This is a genomic window from Pseudomonas cichorii (assembly GCF_018343775.1).
In the GTDB taxonomy this organism is placed as follows: Bacteria; Pseudomonadota; Gammaproteobacteria; order Pseudomonadales; family Pseudomonadaceae; genus Aquipseudomonas; species Aquipseudomonas cichorii.
In genome coordinates this window covers 4,664,583-4,685,932 of record NZ_CP074349.1, presented here as the reverse complement: position 1 = coordinate 4,685,932, position 21,350 = coordinate 4,664,583, and the positions used below count along the sequence as shown (strand labels likewise).

At 59.3% G+C, this 21,350-nt stretch carries 17 protein-coding genes; 4 read left to right on the top strand and 13 right to left on the bottom strand.

From position 1 onward, the window contains the following. Positions 1-60 precede the first annotated feature (60 nt). The gene (gene metR / locus KGD89_RS19960) at positions 61-978 is read right to left on the bottom strand and encodes a transcriptional regulator MetR (RefSeq protein WP_025261534.1); all 918 of its coding nucleotides are present in this window, start codon (positions 976-978) and stop codon (positions 61-63) included. A 106-nt stretch (positions 979-1,084) separates the two neighbouring features. Between metR and metE the strand changes: the two genes are divergently transcribed. The 3 genes from metE (at position 1,085) to KGD89_RS19945 (ending at position 5,206) form a co-directional block, all read left to right on the top strand. Beyond that, positions 1,085-3,394, top strand: a complete 2,310-nt coding sequence (gene metE / locus KGD89_RS19955) for a 5-methyltetrahydropteroyltriglutamate--homocysteine S-methyltransferase (RefSeq protein WP_025261533.1) — start codon at positions 1,085-1,087, stop codon at positions 3,392-3,394. 125 nt (positions 3,395-3,519) lie between these two features. Next, positions 3,520-4,512, top strand: coding sequence for an alpha/beta fold hydrolase (locus KGD89_RS19950; protein ID WP_038400564.1), 993 nt, complete (start codon positions 3,520-3,522; stop codon positions 4,510-4,512). 46 nt (positions 4,513-4,558) lie between these two features. Continuing rightward, positions 4,559-5,206 carry a DsbA family oxidoreductase gene (locus KGD89_RS19945; protein WP_025261531.1) on the top strand — a complete coding sequence of 216 codons (648 nt, stop codon included), beginning with the start codon at positions 4,559-4,561 and terminating at the stop codon, positions 5,204-5,206. A gap of 198 nt (positions 5,207-5,404) precedes the next feature. Here the strand turns inward: KGD89_RS19945 and KGD89_RS19940 are convergent, their stop codons facing one another. The 6 genes from KGD89_RS19940 to KGD89_RS19915 all read right to left on the bottom strand — a co-directional run bounded on the left by KGD89_RS19940 (position 5,405) and on the right by KGD89_RS19915 (position 14,225). Then, positions 5,405-7,288: a methyl-accepting chemotaxis protein gene (locus tag KGD89_RS19940; protein WP_025261530.1), complete on the bottom strand. Its 1,884-nt coding sequence runs from the start codon at positions 7,286-7,288 to the stop codon at positions 5,405-5,407. A 183-nt stretch (positions 7,289-7,471) separates the two neighbouring features. Beyond that, positions 7,472-8,713 (bottom strand): OprD family porin, encoded by a 1,242-nt coding sequence (locus tag KGD89_RS19935; protein WP_025261529.1) that lies wholly within the window; start codon positions 8,711-8,713, stop codon positions 7,472-7,474. Positions 8,714-8,864: 151 nt separating this feature from the next. Continuing rightward, entirely contained in the window at positions 8,865-10,604 is a 1,740-nt protein-coding gene (locus KGD89_RS19930; protein WP_025261528.1) for an acetyl/propionyl/methylcrotonyl-CoA carboxylase subunit alpha, read from the bottom strand. Next, positions 10,601-12,205 (bottom strand): 5-oxoprolinase subunit B/C family protein, encoded by a 1,605-nt coding sequence (locus KGD89_RS19925; RefSeq protein WP_025261527.1) that lies wholly within the window; start codon positions 12,203-12,205, stop codon positions 10,601-10,603. Before KGD89_RS19925 ends, KGD89_RS19930 begins: the two co-directional genes overlap by 4 nt. An 8-nt stretch (positions 12,206-12,213) precedes the next feature. Continuing rightward, positions 12,214-12,972: a LamB/YcsF family protein gene (locus KGD89_RS19920; protein ID WP_025261526.1), complete on the bottom strand. Its 759-nt coding sequence runs from the start codon at positions 12,970-12,972 to the stop codon at positions 12,214-12,216. 20 nt (positions 12,973-12,992) lie between these two features. Then, entirely contained in the window at positions 12,993-14,225 is a 1,233-nt protein-coding gene (locus KGD89_RS19915; protein ID WP_025261525.1) for an NRAMP family divalent metal transporter, read from the bottom strand. 252 nt (positions 14,226-14,477) lie between these two features. Between KGD89_RS19915 and KGD89_RS19910 the strand changes: the two genes are divergently transcribed. Continuing rightward, positions 14,478-15,143, top strand: a complete 666-nt coding sequence (locus tag KGD89_RS19910; RefSeq protein ID WP_074568805.1) for a GntR family transcriptional regulator — start codon at positions 14,478-14,480, stop codon at positions 15,141-15,143. A gap of 110 nt (positions 15,144-15,253) precedes the next feature. Here the strand turns inward: KGD89_RS19910 and KGD89_RS19905 are convergent, their stop codons facing one another. The 6 genes from KGD89_RS19905 to KGD89_RS19880 all read right to left on the bottom strand — a co-directional run bounded on the left by KGD89_RS19905 (position 15,254) and on the right by KGD89_RS19880 (position 21,162). Further along, positions 15,254-15,592, bottom strand: a complete 339-nt coding sequence (locus KGD89_RS19905; protein WP_025261523.1) for a GlpM family protein — start codon at positions 15,590-15,592, stop codon at positions 15,254-15,256. 19 nt (positions 15,593-15,611) lie between these two features. Beyond that, on the bottom strand, positions 15,612-16,889 hold the full coding sequence (locus KGD89_RS19900) for a two-component response regulator AauR (protein ID WP_236249406.1): 1,278 nt from the start codon (positions 16,887-16,889) through the stop codon (positions 15,612-15,614). Positions 16,890-17,055: 166 nt separating this feature from the next. After that, positions 17,056-18,951 carry a two-component sensor histidine kinase AauS gene (locus tag KGD89_RS19895; RefSeq protein WP_025261521.1) on the bottom strand — a complete coding sequence of 632 codons (1,896 nt, stop codon included), beginning with the start codon at positions 18,949-18,951 and terminating at the stop codon, positions 17,056-17,058. Between the two features lie 68 nt (positions 18,952-19,019). Then, on the bottom strand, positions 19,020-19,754 hold the full coding sequence (locus KGD89_RS19890) for an amino acid ABC transporter ATP-binding protein (RefSeq protein WP_025261520.1): 735 nt from the start codon (positions 19,752-19,754) through the stop codon (positions 19,020-19,022). Then, positions 19,751-20,419, bottom strand: coding sequence for an amino acid ABC transporter permease (locus KGD89_RS19885; protein ID WP_176767539.1), 669 nt, complete (start codon positions 20,417-20,419; stop codon positions 19,751-19,753). The genes KGD89_RS19890 and KGD89_RS19885 overlap by 4 nt, the downstream gene beginning before the upstream one ends. Next, positions 20,416-21,162 (bottom strand): amino acid ABC transporter permease, encoded by a 747-nt coding sequence (locus tag KGD89_RS19880; protein ID WP_025261518.1) that lies wholly within the window; start codon positions 21,160-21,162, stop codon positions 20,416-20,418. Before KGD89_RS19880 ends, KGD89_RS19885 begins: the two co-directional genes overlap by 4 nt. Between the last annotated feature and the right edge of the window lie 188 nt (positions 21,163-21,350).

Below are 21,350 nucleotides of genomic sequence, written 5' to 3'. Positions count from 1 at the left end.
ACGGTAGGAGCAATTCATTCGCGAAGGGCTTCTTCGCGAATGAATTCGCACCTACTGGGTTCAACGCACTGCACTCACCCCGTCCAGCGTCGAAAACGACGTGTCTTTCGCGGTCAGCAGGAAGTCGCGCATGTAAGGCGCATCCAGCATGTCGGCGCGAATACCTGCATAAAGCGTCGCGAACAGTCCCTTTTCCCCCAGCCGCTTGGCCTTTACGTAGCCACGCGAGCTGTACTCGTGCAGTGCCCAGTGCGGCATGCCGCACACGCCGCGTCCGCTGGCCACCAGTTGCATCATCATGACCGTCAGTTCGGAAGTACGGACCTGCGCCGGTTCAATGTCGGCAGGCTCCAGGAAGCGCGTGAAGATATCCAGTCGATCCCGCTCCACCGGATAAGTAATCAGCGTTTCGGTCACCAGGTCTTCCGGCACGATGTAAGGCTTGCCCGCCAGCGCATGCTGGTTGGCCACGGCGAGCATCGCTTCGTACGTGAACAGCGGCACATAGGTGATGCCGGGAATGTCCAGCGGGTCTGAAGTGACCACCAGATCCAGATCACCGCGAGCCAGTGCCGGCAGCGGAGCGAACGAAAATCCCGAAGACAGATCCAGTTCGACCTCCGGCCAGGAGTCACGGAACTGGTCGATGGTCGGCATCAGCCATTGAAAGCAGCTGTGGCATTCGATGGCCATGTGCAGGCGCCCGGCCGTACCGCCCGCCAGTCGCGCAATGTCGCGTTCGGCGCTGCGCAATTGGGGCAGCAATGAATCGGCCAGTTGCAACAGGCGCAGCCCGGCGCTGGTAAAGCGCACCGGTTTGGTCTTGCGCACGAACAACGGCATGCCCATGCGCTCCTCCAGTTCCTTGAACTGGTGGGAGAGGGCGGACTGGGTCAGGTGCAGGCGCTCGGCAGCTTCCACAAGGCTGTCGGCCTCGCGCAAGGCGTGCAGGGTTTTGAGGTGACGTATTTCAAGCACCTTGAGCGCTCCATGAATGAAATTTGTGATCAAAGAGAAAACAATGAGTTTGTCTCATGTTTGCCTGGCTGTCGACAATAGCGCCATCTTTTATGGAGGACACAGCATGGCTTTGGCACACAACCTTGGATTCCCGCGCATCGGCGCTGATCGTGAATTGAAAAAAGCGCTGGAGGCCTACTGGAAGGGCGATCTGGACCAGGATGGCTTGCGTGCTGTGGGCCGTGAATTGCGTGCGGCGCATTGGCAACTGCAGAAGGACGCGGGCATCGAATTGCTGCCTGCAGGCGATTTCGCCTGGTACGACCAGGTCCTGACTCATTCGCTGACCTTCGGTGTCATTCCCGAGCGCTTCAATCAAGTGAAGGACGCGGCAGGCCTGCCGACCCTCGATACCCTGTTCGCCATGGCGCGCGGCGCCAGTGCCTGCTGCGGCGGGGCGCAGGCCAACGCTCAATACGCTCAGGAGCTGACCAAGTGGTTCGATACCAACTATCACTATCTGGTCCCTGAGTTCTCCCGGGACCAACGTTTCCAGTTGAGTTGGGAGCAACTGTTTGAAGAGGTCGATGAAGCCCATGCGCTGGGCCACAAGGTCAAGCCGGTGCTGATCGGCCCGCTGACCTACTTGTGGCTGGGCAAGGCCAAGGGGGAGAGCTTCGACAAGCTCGACCTGCTGGACCGTTTGCTGCCGCTGTATGGCGAAATCCTCGGCCGCCTGGCGAAGCAGGGCGTTGAGTGGGTACAGATCGACGAGCCGATCCTGACCCTCGACCTGCCTCAGGAATGGAAGAATGCCTTCGAGCGTACCTATCACAGCCTGCAATATTCACCGCTGAAGAAACTGGTCGCCACCTACTTCAGCGGTCTGGAAGACAACCTCGGTCTGGCGGTTTCCCTGCCGGTGGATGGCCTGCACATCGATCTGGTGCGTGCCCCCGAGCAGCTTGCAGCGGTGCTCGACCGCCTGCCGACTTATAAAGTGCTGTCCCTGGGCGTGGTCAACGGGCGTAATGTCTGGCGTTGCGATCTGGACAAGGCGCTGGAGGCCCTGCAAGACGCCCTGGCGCGGTTTGGCGACAACCTGTGGGTCGCCGGTTCGTCTTCGCTGCTGCACAGCCCGGTCAATCTGGACCGTGAAGACCGACTCGATGCCGAGTTGAAAAGCTGGCTGGCGTTTGCCGTACAGAAGTGCGGGGAAATTGCCGTGCTCACTCAGGCCCTGAATGAACCTCAGAGTCCCGACGTGCTGGCTGCCCTGACGCAAAGCCGTGCAGTCCAGGCCAGTCGCAAGCAGTCACCGCGTATCCATAAACCGGATGTGCAGGCTCGTCTGGCTGCGATCACCGCTGCCGACAGCCAGCGTCAGTCAGCTTTTGCGCAGCGCATTGACGTGCAGCGTGCCCGTCTGCAATTGCCTGCCTTTCCGACGACAACCATTGGCTCATTCCCACAGACATCTTCGATCCGTCTGGCGCGCCAGTCGTACAAGCAGGGCAAGCTGTCGGCCAATGACTACACCGACGCCATGCGTCATGAAATTCGCCACGCCGTACAGATTCAGGAGCGCCTGGGCCTTGATGTGCTGGTGCATGGCGAAGCCGAACGCAACGACATGGTCGAGTACTTCGCCGAGCAACTCGACGGTTATGTGTTCAGCCGTTTTGGCTGGGTGCAGAGCTACGGTTCGCGTTGCGTGAAACCAGCGGTTATCTTTGGCGACCTGAGCCGTCCCGAGGCCATGACGGTCGAGTGGATTCGCTATGCCCAGAGCCTGACCGACAAGGTCATGAAGGGCATGCTGACCGGCCCGGTGACCATGCTGATGTGGTCGTTCCCGCGTGAAGACGTATCCCGCAAAATCCAGGCGCAGCAGTTGGCTCTGGCGATTCGTGACGAAGTGGTGGATCTGGAGCAGGCCGGCATCAAGATCGTGCAGATCGACGAAGCCGCTTTCCGTGAAGGCCTGCCGCTGCGCAAGGCGCAATGGCAGGAATATCTGGACTGGGCCGTTGAAGCGTTTCGCCTGTGCGCTTCAGGCGTGCGTGACGAAACCCAGATCCACACCCATATGTGCTACAGCGAGTTCAATGACGTGATCGACTCCATCGCCGCCATGGATGCAGACGTGATCACCATCGAAACCTCGCGCTCGGACATGGAATTGCTGGAGGCTTTCGAGGCATTCGATTACCCGAACGATATCGGACCGGGCGTCTACGACATCCACTCGCCACGGGTCCCGGATACCCGCGAAATGGTCAAGTTGATGACCAAGGCCGTACAGCGCATCCCGGCAGAACGCCTGTGGATCAACCCTGACTGCGGCCTCAAGACCCGTGGCTGGCCGGAAACCGAAGCCGCACTGGTCAACATGGTCGCGGCAGCACGGCAGCTGAGAGCCGAACTGTTGTAAGGGGAGGCAGCGCCAGCGCTGCCGTTGATCCCGATTCATCAAACTGTCACGCAACTGTGGCAGCGCGCTTTGAAAAACATCATCAGACTTATTGCCTACTGGAGATCTGTTTTTTGGTGTTTTTCATGCGGGTTTTACTCTTTCTGGCCGCGCTCTTGTGCGGCTTGCCGTCTTTTGCGGCCTCTCGATGCGATGTCAGTGCTCCTGTACAGATTGCCGAACTCAAGGAAGTTCGCATTGCCTATCAAAGTATTGGCAATGAATCCGACCCTGCCTTGCTGCTGGTCATGGGGCTTGGCGGGCAACTGATTCACTGGCCTGACGAAGTGGTGGTTGCTCTGTGTCAGCAAGGCTATCGGGTGATTCGCTACGACAACCGCGATGTCGGCCTGTCGTCCTGGGTCCAGCCACCGGCGGACGCCAACCTCACATATGAAGTGCTGCGCTACAAGTTGGGCCTGCCGGTGTCTGCGGTCTATTCCCTGACCGATATGGCCGATGATGCGCTGGGCTTGATGGATGCGCTGCACGTTGAACAGTTTCATGTGCTGGGGGCAAGCATGGGCGGCATGATCGCTCAGCACCTTGCCGACCTGGCCCCGCAACGCATCGAAAGCCTGACCCTGATCATGACCAGTTCCGGCGCCCAGGGCTTGCCGATGCCCAATGCTGCGCTGCTGCAATTGCTGGCCCGCCGTGGCGCGCCCAATCGCGAGATTGCCATCGAGCAACAGGCGGATCTGCTGGCCGCTCTGGGCAGCCCGCAGATCAAGGACGACCGGGCCATGCTTGTGCAACAGGCCGCCGTCTCTTATGACCGGGCGTTCAACCCCGAAGGCGTAAAGCGCCAGATCACCGCGATTCTGGCCGAGCCCAGTCGGGTAGAACTGCTCAATCGCCTGCGCCTTCCGGTGCTGGTGGTGCATGGCACGGCTGATCCGCTATTGCCGGTCATGCATGGCGTGCATGTGGCTGCTCACATACAGGGCAGCCAGTTGCGCCTGATTCCAGGTCTGGCGCATCGCTTCCAGGAGGCGTTCAAGGCGCCGTTGCTGGCAGCCGTGTTGCCCTATCTCAAGGCTCAGCACGAAGACGGGCGGCATATGGCGCAGTTGTAAGAGGCACGTGTATGGTGACTGTTTTCTGCCAACCGCGAGCGTCACCATGACCACTCCCCTGAAAATCGATTTCGTTTCCGATGTGTCCTGCCCGTGGTGCGCCATTGGCTTGAGTGCGCTGCAGCAGGCGCTTGAAGCGCTGGGTGATGAAGTGCAGGCACAGATTCACTTTCAGCCCTTCGAGCTGAACCCGAACATGGTTGCCGAAGGCCAGGACATCAAGGAACACCTCGCCGAGAAATACGGCTCCACGCCTGAGCAGATGAATGACATTCACGAGAACATCCGGGCGCGCGGCGCGGAGCTGGGGTTTGTCTTTACCCAGGGCGAGCGGCGCATCTACAACACGTTCGATGCCCATCGCCTGCTGCACTGGGCTGAGCTGGAAGGCAAGCAACCGGCGTTGAAGCAAGCCCTGTTTGCCGCCTACTTCACCGATCTCGCAGACCCTTCCAGCCACCAGACCCTGGCCAACGTGGCGCAAAAAGTGGGGCTGGACCGCCTGCGTGCCGAAGCCATTCTGGCCAGCGATGAATATGCCGCTGAAGTTCGCGAGGCCGAACAACTCTGGATCTCTCGCGGTGTCAGCTCGGTTCCCACCATCGTCTTCAATGACGAATACGCAGTGTCCGGTGGCCAGCCGGTGGATGTGTTCGTTGGAGCGATCCGGCAGATCGTCAGCAAAAGCGTGTAGAACTGCACTTTCCTGCTTGTGGAACCAGATTGGGAACTGCCGCCAGCGTAATGGGCTGGCATCCGTCTGTGGGACCGGCTTCAGCCGGGAAGAGGCCTGTACATGCTCTGCATCTTCATCGGCAGAAATACCGCCTTCCCGGATAAATCCGGTCCTGCGGATTGTGAGCAGCTTTCCCGGCACAGGCCGGTTGCCGAGTTACAACTTGAAGGTATCGACAACACTCCTGAGCCGTCCGGCTTCAAAGTCCAGTTCGCCGCAGGCCTTGAGGGTTGCGTTCAGGTTGTCGGTGGCCTGATGGTTCAACTGGCTGATGGCGTGCACATCCCGGGTCAGTTGATCGACGGCCGTGGTCTGTTCTTCGGTCGCGGCGGCGACCGTCAGGCACACGTCGTCGATTTCGCTGATGCGTGATACCACGCTCAGCAGGCTTGCCCCGGCCTCGGTGGCCACCCGGACGCTCTGGGTGCCCATTTCATGGCTGAGCAGCATGGTCTGGGCTGCCTGGGTGGCACCGTCCTGCAACGCCTGGATCACTGCGCGGATTTCTTCGGTCGCGTTCTGAGTGTGATGGGCCAGGCTTCGGACCTCGTCCGCCACCACCGCGAACCCACGGCCTGCCTCTCCAGCCCTGGCCGCTTCGATAGCCGCATTCAACGCTAGCAGATTGGTCTTGCCTGAAATCGTCGAAATGACTTCCAGCACCTTGCCGATATTGGCGCTCTTGGCGTTGAGGTCTTCGATCTGGGTGCGGGTTGTTTCGATGTTCTGCTGTAACTGACTCATCGTATCGACGGTTTTTTCCACCAGCGTGCTGGTCCAGTCGATCTGGGTTCTGGCGCTGGATGCACCTCTTGAGGCTGACGATGCACTTGAAGCTATTTCCTGTGCGGCGGCTCCCAGCTCTTCGATGGCCGCGGCAACCGTGGTGGTGTAACCCGACTGATGCTCCGACTTCTCCACTGAGGAATTGGATGCCGACAGCACCCGGCGAGTGGCTTCGTTCAAGGCTTTGGTCGTGGATGAAACTTCGGTGATGGAGGCATGAATCCGGTCGCCGAAGCGATTGAAACTCTCGGCCAGGTGCCCGAACTCATCGTGGGAGACAATCGACAAACGCCGGGTCAGGTCGCCATCGCCCTGAGCAATGTCTTCCATCGCATGGTTGATCAGGTTCAGGGGTTTCATCAGCACACGCATCAGCAGCCCGAGCATCAGCAAGGTAATCAGACCGGCAACGACCGTGGCAATGATCGCTGAGTTGCGGAACGCAGAGATACTGGCCAGGGCCGCCTGCTTATCCAGCACGATGCCGATGTACCAGTCCTGGGAAGGCAAGCCTTTGACGGGAGTGAACAGGGTGAGTTTAGGGCCATCCAGCGATGTGGCTTCGACCAGTCTGTCGCTCAGGGTCAGCGTCTCTGTGGGAAACAGATCAGCCAGGGTCTTGCCGATCAGCGCCTTGTCCGGGTGAACCAGAATCTTGCCGGCCTTGCTCACCAGCAAGGCGTAACCGCCGCCATCGAACACCTGGCTATTGATGGTCCGCGAAATCGTCTCGATGTTCAGGCTGGCACCCAGAACTCCCAGGGTTTGCCCGCCAGAACGGATGGCAACCGCCTGGGTGATGATCCGGTAATCGATGCCTGCACCGACATAGGGTTCGGTCATCGCGGTGCCCTGATCGATGGCGTCCTTGTACCACTGGCGTTCCCGGCTGTCGTATCCGGCAGGCATCTGGCGCGGTGGATAGATGTGGAAGCCGCCGTCATGGGTGCCGACATAGCCGGCAATGAATTGCTCCATCAGCACCTGGCCCTGCAATTTGCCGAGTATGTTTTCGGGCGAGGGCGCCTGGCCGATGGATTCGGCAACGTTCTTGATCAGAATCATCCGGCCGTCCAGCCAGCTCTGAATGTCATGGGCCATGGAGGCCGAGAGGGCACGGGTGTTCTGTTCGATTCTCTGTAGGTTGTCGTCACGCAAGCGAACGTCATTCAGCGCGGAGAATGCGCAAAACACCGTCATGATCACCAATGCGGCGATCAGTAATATCTTCTGGTTGAACCTGAGATGTCTCATCGCTGTGTCTCTGCGTACTGGATCGGTTGCACAACAGTCCGTCGGTTTTTTAATTAACGTTTAAAGCATCCCTGCTATCGATAACTTCCGGGCGAACGGGGCCGCACGTGTAGAGGCCTACATGTGAAGTTTTCCGGTAAGTAACGTGGTTCTATATTTGAAAGCGTTTGAAGCGTGTCGGGTTTACCACAGGGCGACGGTGTAACTCAGAATCAACCGGGTTTCATCCAGGTCATTGCCGAAGTTCGAGCGCACGGTGGCATTCCTGAGTTTGATACCGACATTCTTCAGTGTGCCGCTCTGGATGACATAACCGATATCGGTATTGCGTTCCCACTCTTTACCCGTGTTATTGCCCGATACACGGACATTGTCACCGCTGACATAACGGCTCATGAAGGTCAGACCGGGAATACCCAGTGCGGCGAAGTTGTAGTCATAGCGCAACTGCCACGAACGTTCTTCTATGTTCGCAAAATCGTTGATTTGCACGAAGTTGACCAGGTACGGGTCGGTGTTGGCGATGTACGGGAACGGATCATCACCGCTCATGCGCTGGTAGGCCGCGCTGAATATGCTGGAGCCCAGGGTGTAAGACACCATACCGTTGGCTGCACGGTTTTCGAGGTTGCGGAAGTTGCCGTCTTCGGTGCTTTTTGAATAGCGCAGGTCAAACTTCAGGGACTGCTGAGTCGCCAGCGGAATCTCGTAAACCACGCCACCAAAGAACTGCCGGTAGACGTTTTCCAGATTGCCGTAGTACAGGCTGGTGCTGAGGGTCTTGCTGAAGTTGTAGGTGCCACCGGCGAAGTTGAATTCATCACTGACGCCACCGATGCGGTTACCGGTGAAATCCTGATAGTTGGAGGAGCTGTTGAACTTGATCTGCTCCAGTTGGCCGCCTTGCAAGACCAGCTTGTCGATATCCTTTGAGGTCAGCATCGCGCCCTCGAAGGTCGATGGCAGCAGGCGGGTGTCATTGCTCGACACTACCGGGCTGCGAAAGGCAAGAGAGCCGACCTTGAGCACGGTCTCGGACACCTTCGCCTTGGCTGTCAGTTCCAGTTTGGAGTATTCGCTCTGTGAGCCGCGGCCGTTTCTTGAACTCAGGTCGGCTGGCAGCAAACCCGTGCCACCGGAGCCATCGCCGCCGTCCAGTTTGAAGCCTGCCATGCCGAGGGCATCGATACCCAAGCCCACTGTTCCGGCGGTGTAACCCGACTCGAACCTGAGCATTGCGCCCTGAGCCCATTCCTGCGCCGAGTCGCGCCGGGTTGTGGGTGGTCCGTTGCGAAAGTCACGGTTGAAGTAGAAGTTGCGCAGATCGACACTGGCTTTGCTGTCGGCAATAAAGTCTGCCGAAGCGTTGATTGGAATAAACAGCGCGCATGTACTGACGAGTGCAAAAGTCTTATTGATCGACATTTTCGTTAGGCTCCGAGTCATGGCAGATTTAATCGATACGGTTTGTTTTTATAAGGAGTGCAACATTGCCTGGAACATTTCCTGTGGGCAGCACGCAGCAACCGGGGAAATACCCGGTTGTGCGTAACATGCCAGCAGAAAAACTATTGAATCAGCGTGTTGTTTCTATACGCCCAATTCTGGACTTGGCTTCAAAGTAACTCCCGGGTTGTTGGGTGATCTGCAATTGACCGGCACACGGCGCCAGAATCGACGTTTCCATCTTCATTGCTTCCATCACCGCAATAACTTGCCCGGCCTGTACGGACTCGCCATCAGCGACGACCCAGGCATGCAGATTGCCTGCGACCGGAGTAACGACCGCTTGCGGGTCCTGTGCTTCGGCAGCCGCCACACTTTCAGTGCCGGGGGCTGCCGCGTTCAGACTGACGCCACGCAGAAGTGCTGCTGGCAGGCCCAGTTCGTGACGCTTGCCGTCGATCTCGACGAAGGTGCGTAGCACGCCAGCATCGGCCGGTGCGGCACTGCGCGGAGCGATGGTCACTTTTTCGGCAAAGTCAGTCTCGATCCAGCGGGTATGCACGGCGAACGTATTGGCGGCGGTGAAGTCGTCATGGTCCATCACGGCACGATGGAACGGCAGCACCGTCGCCACACCGTCCACGTTGAACTCGGCCAGGGCACGGCGGGCACGGCGAATGGCCTGCTCACGAGTGGCACCTGTGACGATCAGCTTGGCGATCATCGAGTCGAAGTTCGGTGACACTCGCGAGCCTTCGATCACGCCGGTGTCCAGCCTCACACCCGGACCGGACGGCACCTGGAACCGCTCGATGAGGCCGGGCGTTGGCAGGAAACCATTGCCAGCGTCTTCGGCGTTGATACGGAACTCAAAGCTGTGACCGCGAGGCGTCGGCGTGCCCTCGAACGACAGTGGCAGGCCTTCGGCAACCCGCAACTGCTCGATGACCAGATCGATCCCGCTGGTTTCTTCGGTAACCGGATGTTCCACCTGCAAGCGGGTGTTGACCTCAAGAAACGACAAGGTGCCATCGGCACTGAGCAGGAATTCCACTGTGCCTGCGCCGACATAACCGGCTTCGGCACAGATATCCCGTGCCGAATCGTGAATACGCTGACGCAAGGCCTCGTCGAGATAAGGCGCCGGTGCTTCTTCGATCAGTTTCTGATTGCGGCGCTGCAGCGAGCAGTCACGAGTGCCCACCACAACGACCCGGCCATGACGGTCGGCGATGATCTGCGCCTCGATATGCCGAGGGCGGTCCAGGAAACGCTCGACAAAGCACTCGCCACGACCGAATGCCGTGACAGCTTCACGCACTGCCGACTCGTACAGCTCGCTGACTTCTTCGAGCTTCCAGGCCACTTTCAGGCCGCGACCACCGCCACCGAACGCTGCCTTGATAGCAATCGGCAAACCATGCTGCTCGGCAAAGGCGACCACTTCGCTGGCGTCGTTCACCGGGTCTTCGGTACCGGCCACCAGTGGTGCACCGACCTTAAGGGCAATTTTTCGGGCCTGGACCTTGTCGCCCAAGGCATCGATTGTGCTCGGATCCGGGCCGATCCAGGTCAGGCCTGCATCGATCACTGCGCGGGCGAATTCGGCACGTTCCGAGAGAAAGCCATAACCGGGGTGAACGGCGTCGGCACCGGCGCGAGCTGCGACGGCCAGCAGCTTTTCGATGTTCAGGTAGCTATCGGCAGGCCGCTCGCCGTTCAGCGCATAGGCTTCGTCGGCCTGGCGCACATGCAACGCATCGATATCGGCATCGGCATACACCGCCACCGAGGCAATGCCATAGTCACGGCAGGCTCGGGCGATACGGACGGCAATTTCGCCACGGTTGGCAATCAGAACCTTTTTCATTGGTTTTTTGTCTCGTCTGAAAGGGCAGGACGCACGGGCTCAAAGGCACCCAGCGGCTTGAAGCGAATACGGGAATTGACCGGAATCTGACCGGCCAGGTCCAGGTGATAAGGTGCAACCACGCCGATAACCGGGTAGCCACCGGTCAGCGGGTGATCGGCCAGGAACAGCACCGGCTGGCCACTGGGCGGAACCTGGATTGCGCCAACGGTGGTGCCTTCGCTGGGCAACTCACCTTCGATGACACGTACCAGTGACTGATCGCCCGCCAGTCGAATGCCGATACGGTTCGACTGTGGTGTCACTTTCCATGTCTGTTCGGCCAGCAGCGCCTGAGCTTCTGGCGTGAACCAGTCGCTACGTGGCCCCATGACCACATCCAGAGTGATGACCTGATCAGCGCGTGGCATGTCGAATACCGGTTGCTCGGTTACCGATACCGCAGGCCCGCCGACTCTTTGTTTGAAGCCGATACGATCACCTGTCGCCAGAGGCGCAGGGCCGACCTGAGCCAGGGTGTCGGTGGACAGGCTGCCCAGCACCGGTTCATGGGTAAAGCCGCCACGAATCGCCAGATAGTTGCGCAGCCCCGCAGTAGGCGCGTCGATGCTGACCCGATCACCGTCCTGCAAGGCAAACGGCGTGTAGAGCGCGGGGCGCAGCAATTGACCTTCAGCGGTATGCACTTCTATCGCAGCGGTGGCGCCGGTGATAGCAATCACTGACGGGCCATGACTGATAAAGCTCAGGCCACCCATGAGGATTTCCAGGCAGGCGCTTGCCGGATCGTTACCCACTGCACGGTTGGCAGCGCGCAGCGATCCCCGGTCCATGGTGCCGGATGCCGATACGCCCTGGCCGGCGCGGCCATGGCGACCCAGGTCCTGAAACAGGGTCTGCAGGCCGGGCGAGAGAATTTCCAGAGCGTCTCCTGTAACGGGTGACGCTGCCGGACGGCTTGGCGCAGCCACCGAAACACGGGTGACAGGCAGTGGGCCTGCATCGCAAAAACGTACGCGATAGCCCGGCTGCAACAAGGCCGGTTCATCCCGTCCCAGGTCCCACATTTTCGATTCGGTAACGCCAATGATCTGCCAGCCGCCAGGGCTGGCCTGTGGGTAGACTCCGCTGAAGCCCCCCGCCAGCGCCACGGCACCTGCCGGAATGCGGGTGCGAGGCGTACTGCGGCGTGGCACCTGGAAACCGGCACCGCCGCTCAGGTAGGCAAAACCCGGCGCAAAGCCGCAGAAGGCCACATCGTAATCGCTGCCGGTGTGGCGCTTGATCACTTCCTCGACGCTGATGTCCAGTTCACGGGCCACATCGGCCAGATCTTCGCCGTTGTAATGCACGGGAATCTCGACCAGCTTGCCGGCTTCGCGAACCTTGCCGTGGACATTGCGTGAAGCGATCCTTGCTGCCAGTACCTCACGGTTGATGGATGCGGGACGAAAGCTCACGAGTACAGTGCGTGCGGCGGGAATGATTTCTTCCACGCCGACAATGGGCTCCTGCTGTAGCGAGTCGAACAGGGCGAGAGTCTCGTCCAGATTCGCCAACTCAACCAGGAGCGCGTCCAGGCTGACCGGATAGAAACGCATGATCCACCTCAGGTAAATGCGCGGATGGTGATGCCTGCTTCAAGCAGGCAGTTTTTCAGGTTGCGGGCGATAGCGACCGCGTCCTGGTTGTCGCCGTGTACACAGATCGAATCCGCTTGCAGATTGATCAGGCTGCCGTTCTCGGCCTCGATGACCCCATCGCGTACCAGACGCAACATGCGCTGGGCGATCAATTCAGGGTCGTGCAGCACGGCTCCCGGCTTCGAGCGCGACACCAGCGTGCCCTCGGCGGTATAGGCACGGTCGGCAAAGGCCTCGGCGACACAGGACAGGCCGGCCTCAGTGGCCCAGCCGATCAGGGGCGAATTGGCCAGGCACACCAGCTTCAACTGTGGATCGATGCGCAGCAACGCCTGGATAACCGCCGCCGCCTGACGTTGATCGCCGGCAATGGTGTTGTACAGCGCGCCATGGGGTTTGACATAGCTCACCCGGGTGCCGACGCTGCGGGCCAGGCCCTGCAATGCGCCGATCTGATAAATCACATCGGCGGTCAACTGATCGGAAGGTACGTCCATGTTGCGTCGCCCGAAACCCACCAGATCCGGGTAGGCCACATGGGCACCGATGGCAACGCCACGGGCCGCTGCTGCTTCCAGGGTTCGCAGGATTCCGGCCGGGTCACCGGCGTGAAAGCCGCAGGCGACGTTGGCGCTGCTGACGATTTCGAGAACCGCCGCATCGTCGCCCATGCTCCATGCGCCGAAGCTTTCGCCCAGGTCGCTGTTGAGGTCAATTGCACGCATCTAAATTATCTCCGTTGAAATCAGGCCGCGCCGATGAAGGCAAAGATGGCACCTGCGGACTTGTAGGCCATGAACCACGACAGCAGACAGGTCAGCACGCCCAGTACCAGCAGCCAGCGAGGGTAGTGATAGCCGTCCATCAGGTCCGAACGGCGCCAGCCCACGTACATGAATATGCTCAGGCCCAGCGGCAGAATCAGGCCGTTGAAACCACCCGCGAATATCAGCAGCGCTGCCGGTGGTTTGCCCAGCACCATATACACCGACAGCGTGATGACAATGAAACCGACGGTGGCCAGGTTACGGACACGCTCAGTAATGCGTTTCGAGAACACGGTGGTGAAGGACATCGTCGTATAAGACGCGCCAATCACACTGCTGATACCGGCGGCCCACAGCACCAGACCGAACATCATCATGCCGATATCGCCTGCAGCCGCATGGAACGCCTGGGCAGCAGGGTTTGCGCCTTTGCCCGACACGTCGATCACGACGCCGCTGGCGACTACCCCGAGGATAGCGAGAAACAGGATGTAACGGGCAACACCGGTGACCAGAATGCCCGTCAGCGCAGCCTTGGATACCGCTTCAATATTTTCCACACCCACGGTGCCGCGATCGAGCAGACGGTGAGCACCGGCATAGGTGATGTAGCCGCCGACAGTGCCACCGACGATGGTGGTGATGGAGGCGAAGTCGATCAGATCAGGCAATACCGTTTGACGCAGTGCTTCGCCCAGCGGTGGATGGGTTGCGAAGGCTGCGAAAAGGATCAGGCCCACTTTCAGTAGCCCCAGCACGATCATGATGCGGTCCATGGCAACGCCCGCCCGATGGGACGAGAAGATCGCGATGGCGAGCATGGCGCTCAACAATCCGCCCCATTTGGGATCAAGACCGGTCAAGGCATTCAGACCCAGGCCCGCACCGGCAATGTTACCCAGCATGAAAACCAGACCACCGCAGATCACCAGTACCGACAGCAGGTACCCGCTCCCCGGAATGGCAGCGTTGGCCAGATCGGCTGCGCGCATTTTGGTCAGTGTCACGATTCGCCAGACGTTCAGTTGAACGACAAAGTCGATCAGGATCGAGGCCAGGATGCCGAAGGCAAACGCAGCGCCCAGAGTTGCGGTGAACGTAGCCGTCTGGGTCAGGAAGCCTGGCCCGATAGCTGACGTGGCCATCATGAAAATGGCGGCGATCAAAGATGCGCGCCGCGCTTTTGTAAACTCTTTGGTGGTCTGTGTCACGGCATGATTCCTACAGTGAGTGGTACCTTGCTTGAGCAATGAGCGTGCCAAGCTTCATTCAATAGCGTTGCTATGTAGGTATATCAAGGATGTATTGTTGAACAATCATATCTTCTTGAGTGAGCGATTTGCACCATATTGTTACCCTTTCACTCAGGTACGCTACTTAATGAAGCACGCGGCGCGCTTATGCCTTGCCACGCACTAAGCTCTCAGGGAACATCTGCCGGTTTTTCTCATTCTGGATTGCTCATGAACGACGCTTCTCCCTCCCTTCCTCGCACGTTGGGAGAAACCATTACCCAGGAAATCCGCCGAATGCTGGTTGAAGGTGAGCTGGTGCCCGGTCAACGCCTGTCCGAAGCAGCACTGGCCGAGAGCTTGCAGATTTCCCGTAATACCTTGAGAGAAGCGTTCAGGGTCCTGACCCGCGAAGGATTGCTCAAGCACGAACCCAATCGTGGGGTGACCGTTGCAGAGCCCGATATGGCGTCGATCATCGACATCTATCGCGTGCGCCGTTTTATCGAATGCAAGGCCATCGCCCAGGGTTTTCCACTGCACCCCGGAGCATTGAAAATGCGTGAAGCGGTCGAGGCCGGGATGCGCGCCAGGGAAGCCAAAGACTGGGTGGCAGTCGGTACTGCCAACATGGTCTTCCACAGGGCCATTGTCGAACTGGCCGACAGCCCTCGCCTGGTAGTGTTCTACGGGCAGATATCAGCTGAACTGCGACTGGCCTTCGGCCTGCTCGACGATCCCGAATTCCTGCACTTGCCTTATCTGGACATGAACGCTGCGATCCTGCGCTGCGTCGAGGAGGGGCGTGTAGAAGACGCGACGGCAATGCTCGAAACCTATCTGGTGCAATCGGAGCGCACCGTTCTGGCAGCTTACGAGCGCAGCATGAAGCGGTAGGTTGTGTGGGACCGTATTCATCCGGGAAGCGGTATGGCTGACGATGAAGATGCGGTTAGTGTGCAGGCTTCTTCCCGAATGAATTCGGTCCTACGGATTTGTGGGCGGCATCACCCGTGAAACCGTACCCATAACGTCACCAGCACGCTGGCGGCGACCAGCCAGGCCAGTGCGGCCATTGCCAGCGATACTTCCAGCCGCCAGCGGTCCACCATCAGGTACAGGGCCGCCAGGTAAACGAAGTAGGGAATGATCGACCACATGCCGAACAGGATGGTGGTTTTCAGGTCATCCAGCGAGCGGCCCTTGCCGACGATGTAGTGGGCAATCAGCGCAAAGGTCGGGAACAGCGGCACCAGGCCTGCAATGTAATAATTGCGGGTCTTGGCCAGTGCAGCCAGGATCACGACAACGGCTGCGCCCAGAAGGGCCTTGAGTAACAGATCCACGATTTCTTCCCGTACGGTTTCAGGCTTGCAGCCCGTATTTCTTGACCTTGTCGAACAGCGTGGTCTTGGCCATGCTCAGTTCCTGACTGGCCTGGCTGAGGTTGCCGCCGCTGCGTTGCAGGGCTTCGCGCAGCAGGCTGCGCTCGAAGGCTTCCACCGCTTCGGCAAACCCCAGGCTCTGGCTTTCGGCGTGGTCGGATTTCTTGAACACTGGCAATCCCAGCGCGTAACGTTCGGCCACGTTACGCAGTTCGCGAACGTTACCCGGCCAGTCGTGGCTCATCAAGACAGACGCCGTTTGCCGGTCCAGTTGTGGCGGTTCGCGGTCGAAGCGCAGTGAGGACAACTGCAAGAAATGCTCGAACAGTTGCAGGATGTCTTCGCGCCGTTCGCGCAGGGGCGGCAGCTCAAGGGTCACGACATTGAGGCGGTAATACAGGTCGCTACGGAACTGGTTGGCTTTGCTCAGCTCATTGAGGTCGGACTTGGTCGCCGCGATGACCCGGCAATCCACCTCGACGTTCTGGTTGGAGCCCAGCCGTTCCAGAGTACGCTCCTGCAAGACCCGCAACAGCTTGATCTGCAGGTTGATCGGCATGCTTTCCACTTCATCGAGGAACAGCGTGCCGTTGTGTGCATGTTCGATCTTGCCGATCCGGCGCTTGCCCGCACCCGTGAAGGCATTGGCCTCATGACCGAAGATTTCCGACTCGAACAGGCTCTCTGCCAGCCCGCCGCAGTTCAAGGCTACGAACTGATTCTTGGTGCGGCGACTGAAGTCATGCAGGCAACGAGCGACCAGTTCCTTGCCGGTGCCGGTTTCGCCTTCGATCAGTACGTTGGCCGAGGTGTCGGCAATGTTGGCGATCAGCGCCCGCAGGTTCTGCATGGCCGGTGAGCGCCCGATGATCTTGCCTTCCAGCGAGTTGCGTTCGGCCAGTTGCTTGCGCAGCGCCCAGACTTCTCGGGCCAGCCCGCGCTGTTCAAGTGCGCGGCGGGCGACATCCACCAACCGTTCCGGCGAGAAGGGTTTTTCCATGAAGTCATAGGCGCCGTCGCGCATGGCATTGACCGCCATGGAGATATCGCCATGACCGGTAATCAGCACCACGGGCAGGCTGCTGTCGCGGGCCTTGAGACGGGTCAGCAATTCCAGCCCGTCGATACCCGGCAGGCGGATGTCACTGATGACGATTCCGGCAAAGTTGTCGCCGATGCGCTCCAGTGCCTCTTCGGCACTGGATACGCCTTCGCTGGTAATGTCTTCCAGCGCCAGCGCCTGCTGGCAGCCGAGCAACACATGCGGATCGTCTTCGACGATGAGTACAGTCAGGTCGGTGTTCATTTTAGGATTACTCATGGTGAACGCTCAGGTCCTTTGAGGTGTTCGCGAATACCCACATCTGTAGGAGCGAATTCATTCGCGAAAGGCGCTGTGAAGGTCGAAAGGCATAGGGAAGCCCTCATGAATCCGCCTCCACATCCTTGACCAGCGGCAGCCACAACACGAAGGTTGTGCCGCCTGCCGGATACTCGGCACTCAGACTGCCACCTGCTGCCGCCGCGAGGCTGGCGGAAAGGGTCAGCCCAAGGCCCAGACCCTGTTCACCGGGTTTGGTGGTGAAAAACGGTTCAAACAGATGCTTGCGGGCTTCGTCGTCGATGCCATGGCCGTTGTCGCGTACGAGCAAGCGATAGCGATCCTCGACCACCTCGCCTTCAAGCCACAATTCGGGCAGCGGTTGGGCGTGCATGGCGTCCAGAGCATTGCCGATCAGATTGACCAGAATCTGCTCCAGTCGTGTCTGGTCGATTCCCAACCCGGCATCGGTGAAGTCCTGATGCAGATTCAGGGCAACGTTCTCAAGCCGGACGCTCAGCAACTGCAAGGCCGCGTCCACCGCCTTGCGCAACTGCGCCTGGCCCTGATCGTTGCCGCGCCTTGCAAAGGCCCGCAGGCTGGCGGTGATGCGCCCCATGCGGTCCACCAGATCGTTGATGGTGCGCAGGTTGGTGCTGGCGGTGTCCAGAGCGCCACGTTCGAGGAAGCGAACGGTGTTGCCGGACAAGGTGCGCAAGGCTGCCAGCGGCTGATTGAGTTCGTGGGCGATGCTGGTGGACATCTGGCCGATGGCGGCCAGCTTGCCGGCCTGAACCAATTCATCCTGGGCCTTGCGCAGCGTGTCCTCGGCCTGTCGGCGTTCGCGGATCTGCGCCTTGAGGCGTTCGTTGCTGGCGCGCAAATGCTCGGTGCGTTCCGCGATCTTGCGTTCCAGTTCGTCGTTGGCAGCCTGCAAGGCTTCACGGGCCGCAAGCCGGGTGGAAATCACCTTGCGACGCTCGTTCCAGGCAATCAGCAAAAACGCCACCAGCGCACAGGCCACGGCGACCAGCATGCCCTGGCTAGCGGCTTCACGGCGCAGATCTTCAAGAGGGGTCAGCAGAGTCAGGTGCCAGGGCGTATCGCTCAGTTGCCGGGTCTGGGCCAGATAGCTGACTTGCGTATGCTCCTTATCAACACTGACATTGGCAGGGAAGGTGAGCTTTTCAACACCTTCGGCCAGGGTTTCGCGTTCCAGCGGCACCAGTTCGTTCAGCGGCCACCAGTAATATTGCAGGCTGCGCGCCAGGCGTTCCTTGATAGTCGGGTTCAGCGGGCGCACCGACTTCAGGCGGCGGGCCGGGTCGCTGGACAGGATGATGATGCCGTTCTCATCGCTGACAAAGGCTTCCATGCGCGCCCGTTGCCAGCGTTCTTCCAACGCTTCGAGCCGCACCTTGATGACGGCGACACCAATGATCCGGCCTCTTTCTTCCAGCCCGTGGGCCAGGTAATAACCGGATTCGCCCACAGTGGTGCCGATCCCGTAGAAGCGGCCGGGCAGGCCCCGTACGGCATCCTGGAAATAGGCGCGGAACGACAGGTCTTCGCCCTGATAACTGTCAGCATCGCGCCAGTTGCTGGTGGCCAGCACTCGTCCGGTGGTGTCCATGACGTAAATGGCACGACTACGACTGCGGCGGTTGAGGCCTTCAAGGTAACTGTTGACCTTGCCTTGCAGGTCGGGCGTCGGGTTTCTCAGAAGTTGTGAAACGCTGGACTCAAGCTCCAGGACGCTGGGCAGGTAGGTGTACTTGTTGATTTCACTTTCGACCGTACGGGCATGCAACTCCAGCTGGCGTTCGCCATTTTCGCTGAGGTTCTTGATGCCGTGGGTCTCGCTGAACAGATAAGCGATGTAGCCCAGGCCGATCATCAGCATGAGGATCAGCGGGGGCAGAAACAGTTGGCGTATCAGACGGGGTTTCACGGCGAGTGATGGCGGCGCAGCGCTATAGATATGAGGGTCGCATTTCATCACAGTCGTCCTGAGCCGAACAGCTACCCGTACCCCGGGAGGCGGGGCAGGGCAGCGAACGGTATTTCCTAGTGCTGGAGGATCTTGGCGAGGAACTGCTGGGCGCGCTCGGAGCGTGCGCTGACATCACCGAAAAACTCTTCCTTGGCGCAGTCTTCGACGATCTGGCCCTTGTCCATGAAGATCACACGGTTGGCCACTTTGCGGGCAAAGCCCATTTCATGGGTTACGCACATCATGGTCATGCCTTCGTGAGCCAGTTGCACCATCACGTCGAGCACTTCGTTGACCATTTCCGGATCGAGGGCGGAGGTCGGTTCGTCGAACAGCATGACCACCGGGTCCATCGCCAGAGCACGGGCAATCGCCACACGCTGCTGCTGACCACCGGAAAGCTGGCCAGGATGCTTGTGGGCGTGGGCAGAAAGGCCTACGCGGTCCAGCAGCTTCAGGCCTTTCTCGGTGGCTTCGGCCTTGCTGCGACCCAGCACCTTGATCTGCGCGATAGTCAGGTTTTCCACGATGCTCAGGTGTGGGAACAGCTCGAAATGCTGGAACACCATGCCGACCCGCGAACGGAGTTTCGGCAGGTCGGTCTTCGGATCGGAGATCGAAGTGCCGTCGACCACGATGTCGCCTTTCTGGAAAGGCTCCAGAGCGTTCACGCATTTGATCAGTGTCGATTTGCCGGAACCGGACGGACCGCAGACCACGACCACTTCACCCTTGCTGACCTCGGTGCTGCAATCGGTCAGTACCTGGAAGTCCCCATACCACTTGTTGACGTTCTTGATGGAAATCATATGGCAAACCTTTTTTGCAGACGCTTCACCAGCAACGAGGCGGCAAAGCTGATCGTGAAATACACCACACCGGCGATGATCAGGAACTCATTGGCGCGGCCGATAATGTCGCCACTGGCGCGCGAGGCATTGAGGAAATCCACCAGACCGACCGTGTAAACCAGAGACGTGTCCTGAAACAGAATGATGCTCTGTTGCAGCAACAGCGGAGTCATCTTGCGAAACGCCTGAGGGAGGATGATCAGGCGCATCATTTGCCCGTAGGTCATGCCCAGGGCCTTGGCGGCACCCATCTGACCCTTGGAGATGGACTGCACACCGGCACGCACGATTTCGCAGAAGTACGCGGCCTCGAACATCATGAACGCCACGACGCAAGAGGTGAATGCACCGATCGGCGTGTCTTCACCGGTGATCCAGCGCAGCACGAACGGCACCGCCAGGTAGAACCAGGTGATGACCAGCAGCAGCGGGATCGAACGGAAGTAGTTCACGTACGCACCGGCCACATTGGCCAGCAGCTTGTTCGATGACAGGCGCATCAAGGCCAGGATGGTACCGATGACGAGGCCGCCGACGATGCCCAGGGCCATCAGTTGCAGGGTCATGACCATGCCGTTCCACAGGCCGGGAATGGCTGGAACGATTCCACTGAAGTCCATTATTTACCCCCCAGGGAAATCAGGCCCGGCACTGCGACTTTCTTCTCGATCAGACGCATCAGCAACATCAGGCTCATGTTCAGGGTGAAGTAGATCAGTGTCGCCAGAGTGAACGCTTCAAACAGGTTCGCGGAGAATTCTGCGGTCTGCTTGGTTTGTGCCAGCAGTTCCATCAGACCGATCAGCGACGCCACCGACGAGTTCTTGAACACGTTCAGGAATTCGGAGGTAAGTGGTGGAATGATGATCCGGTAAGCCTGTGGCAGCAGCACGTTCCAGTAGATCTGCGGCAGTTTGAAACCCATGGCGCGAGCTGCGGACTCCTGGCCTTTTGGCAGTGCCTCGATACCGGTACGCACTTGTTCGCAAACCCGTGCAGCGGTGAACAGACCCAGGCAGACCACGACGCTCAGGAATGCTGAAGTCGTCGGGTTGAGGTCTTGCTTGTACCACTCCTGCAGGTTCTCAGGCAGCAGGTCGGGCACCAGGAAGTACCAGATGAACAGCTGCACCAGCAGTGGCACATTACGGAAGATTTCCACGTAGATCGTGGCGATGCCAGCCACCAGACGGCTTGGCACAGTACGCATGACACCGAGTATGGAACCCAGTATCAAGGCGATGATCCAGGCGGCGACGGCAATGGCGATGGTCCAGCCCAGACCGGAAATGAACCAGTCCAGATAGGTTTCGCTGCCGACACCGGTGGACTTGAAGAATACGCCCCAGTCCCAGTTGTAATTCATCAGGGTCTCCCCCTCTTGTTGTCGAAATGCACGCACCCGTCTCGCATGAATCCGTTCGAGCCCTTATGCACTCCAGACCCGCCTTCAGACTCCGTCCTGGCGTTTATTGTCTGGGTACAGTGAGTGATGAGCGGTTTTCCGAACGGGTCGCGGCCCGTTCGGAAAACCGTGAGTTCACGGTGTGTCGG

Excerpts from the sequence above, each read along its gene's own strand:
- KGD89_RS19880 (WP_025261518.1), bottom strand. The coding sequence starts at position 21,162 with ATGAATTACAACTGGGACTGGGGCGTATTCTTCAAGTCCACCGGTGTC.
- KGD89_RS19895 (WP_025261521.1), bottom strand. The coding sequence starts at position 18,951 with ATGAAATGCGACCCTCATATCTATAGCGCTGCGCCGCCATCACTCGCC.
- KGD89_RS19890 (WP_025261520.1), bottom strand. The coding sequence starts at position 19,754 with ATGATTTCCATCAAGAACGTCAACAAGTGGTATGGGGACTTCCAGGTA.
- KGD89_RS19935 (WP_025261529.1), bottom strand. The coding sequence starts at position 8,713 with ATGTCGATCAATAAGACTTTTGCACTCGTCAGTACATGCGCGCTGTTT.
- KGD89_RS19945 (WP_025261531.1), top strand. The coding sequence starts at position 4,559 with ATGACCACTCCCCTGAAAATCGATTTCGTTTCCGATGTGTCCTGCCCG.
- KGD89_RS19930 (WP_025261528.1), bottom strand. The coding sequence starts at position 10,604 with ATGAAAAAGGTTCTGATTGCCAACCGTGGCGAAATTGCCGTCCGTATC.
- KGD89_RS19920 (WP_025261526.1), bottom strand. The coding sequence starts at position 12,972 with ATGCGTGCAATTGACCTCAACAGCGACCTGGGCGAAAGCTTCGGCGCA.
- KGD89_RS19950 (WP_038400564.1), top strand. The coding sequence starts at position 3,520 with ATGCGGGTTTTACTCTTTCTGGCCGCGCTCTTGTGCGGCTTGCCGTCT.
- KGD89_RS19910 (WP_074568805.1), top strand. The coding sequence starts at position 14,478 with ATGAACGACGCTTCTCCCTCCCTTCCTCGCACGTTGGGAGAAACCATT.
- metE (WP_025261533.1), top strand. The coding sequence starts at position 1,085 with ATGGCTTTGGCACACAACCTTGGATTCCCGCGCATCGGCGCTGATCGT.
- KGD89_RS19925 (WP_025261527.1), bottom strand. The coding sequence starts at position 12,205 with ATGCGTTTCTATCCGGTCAGCCTGGACGCGCTCCTGGTTGAGTTGGCG.
- KGD89_RS19940 (WP_025261530.1), bottom strand. The coding sequence starts at position 7,288 with ATGAGACATCTCAGGTTCAACCAGAAGATATTACTGATCGCCGCATTG.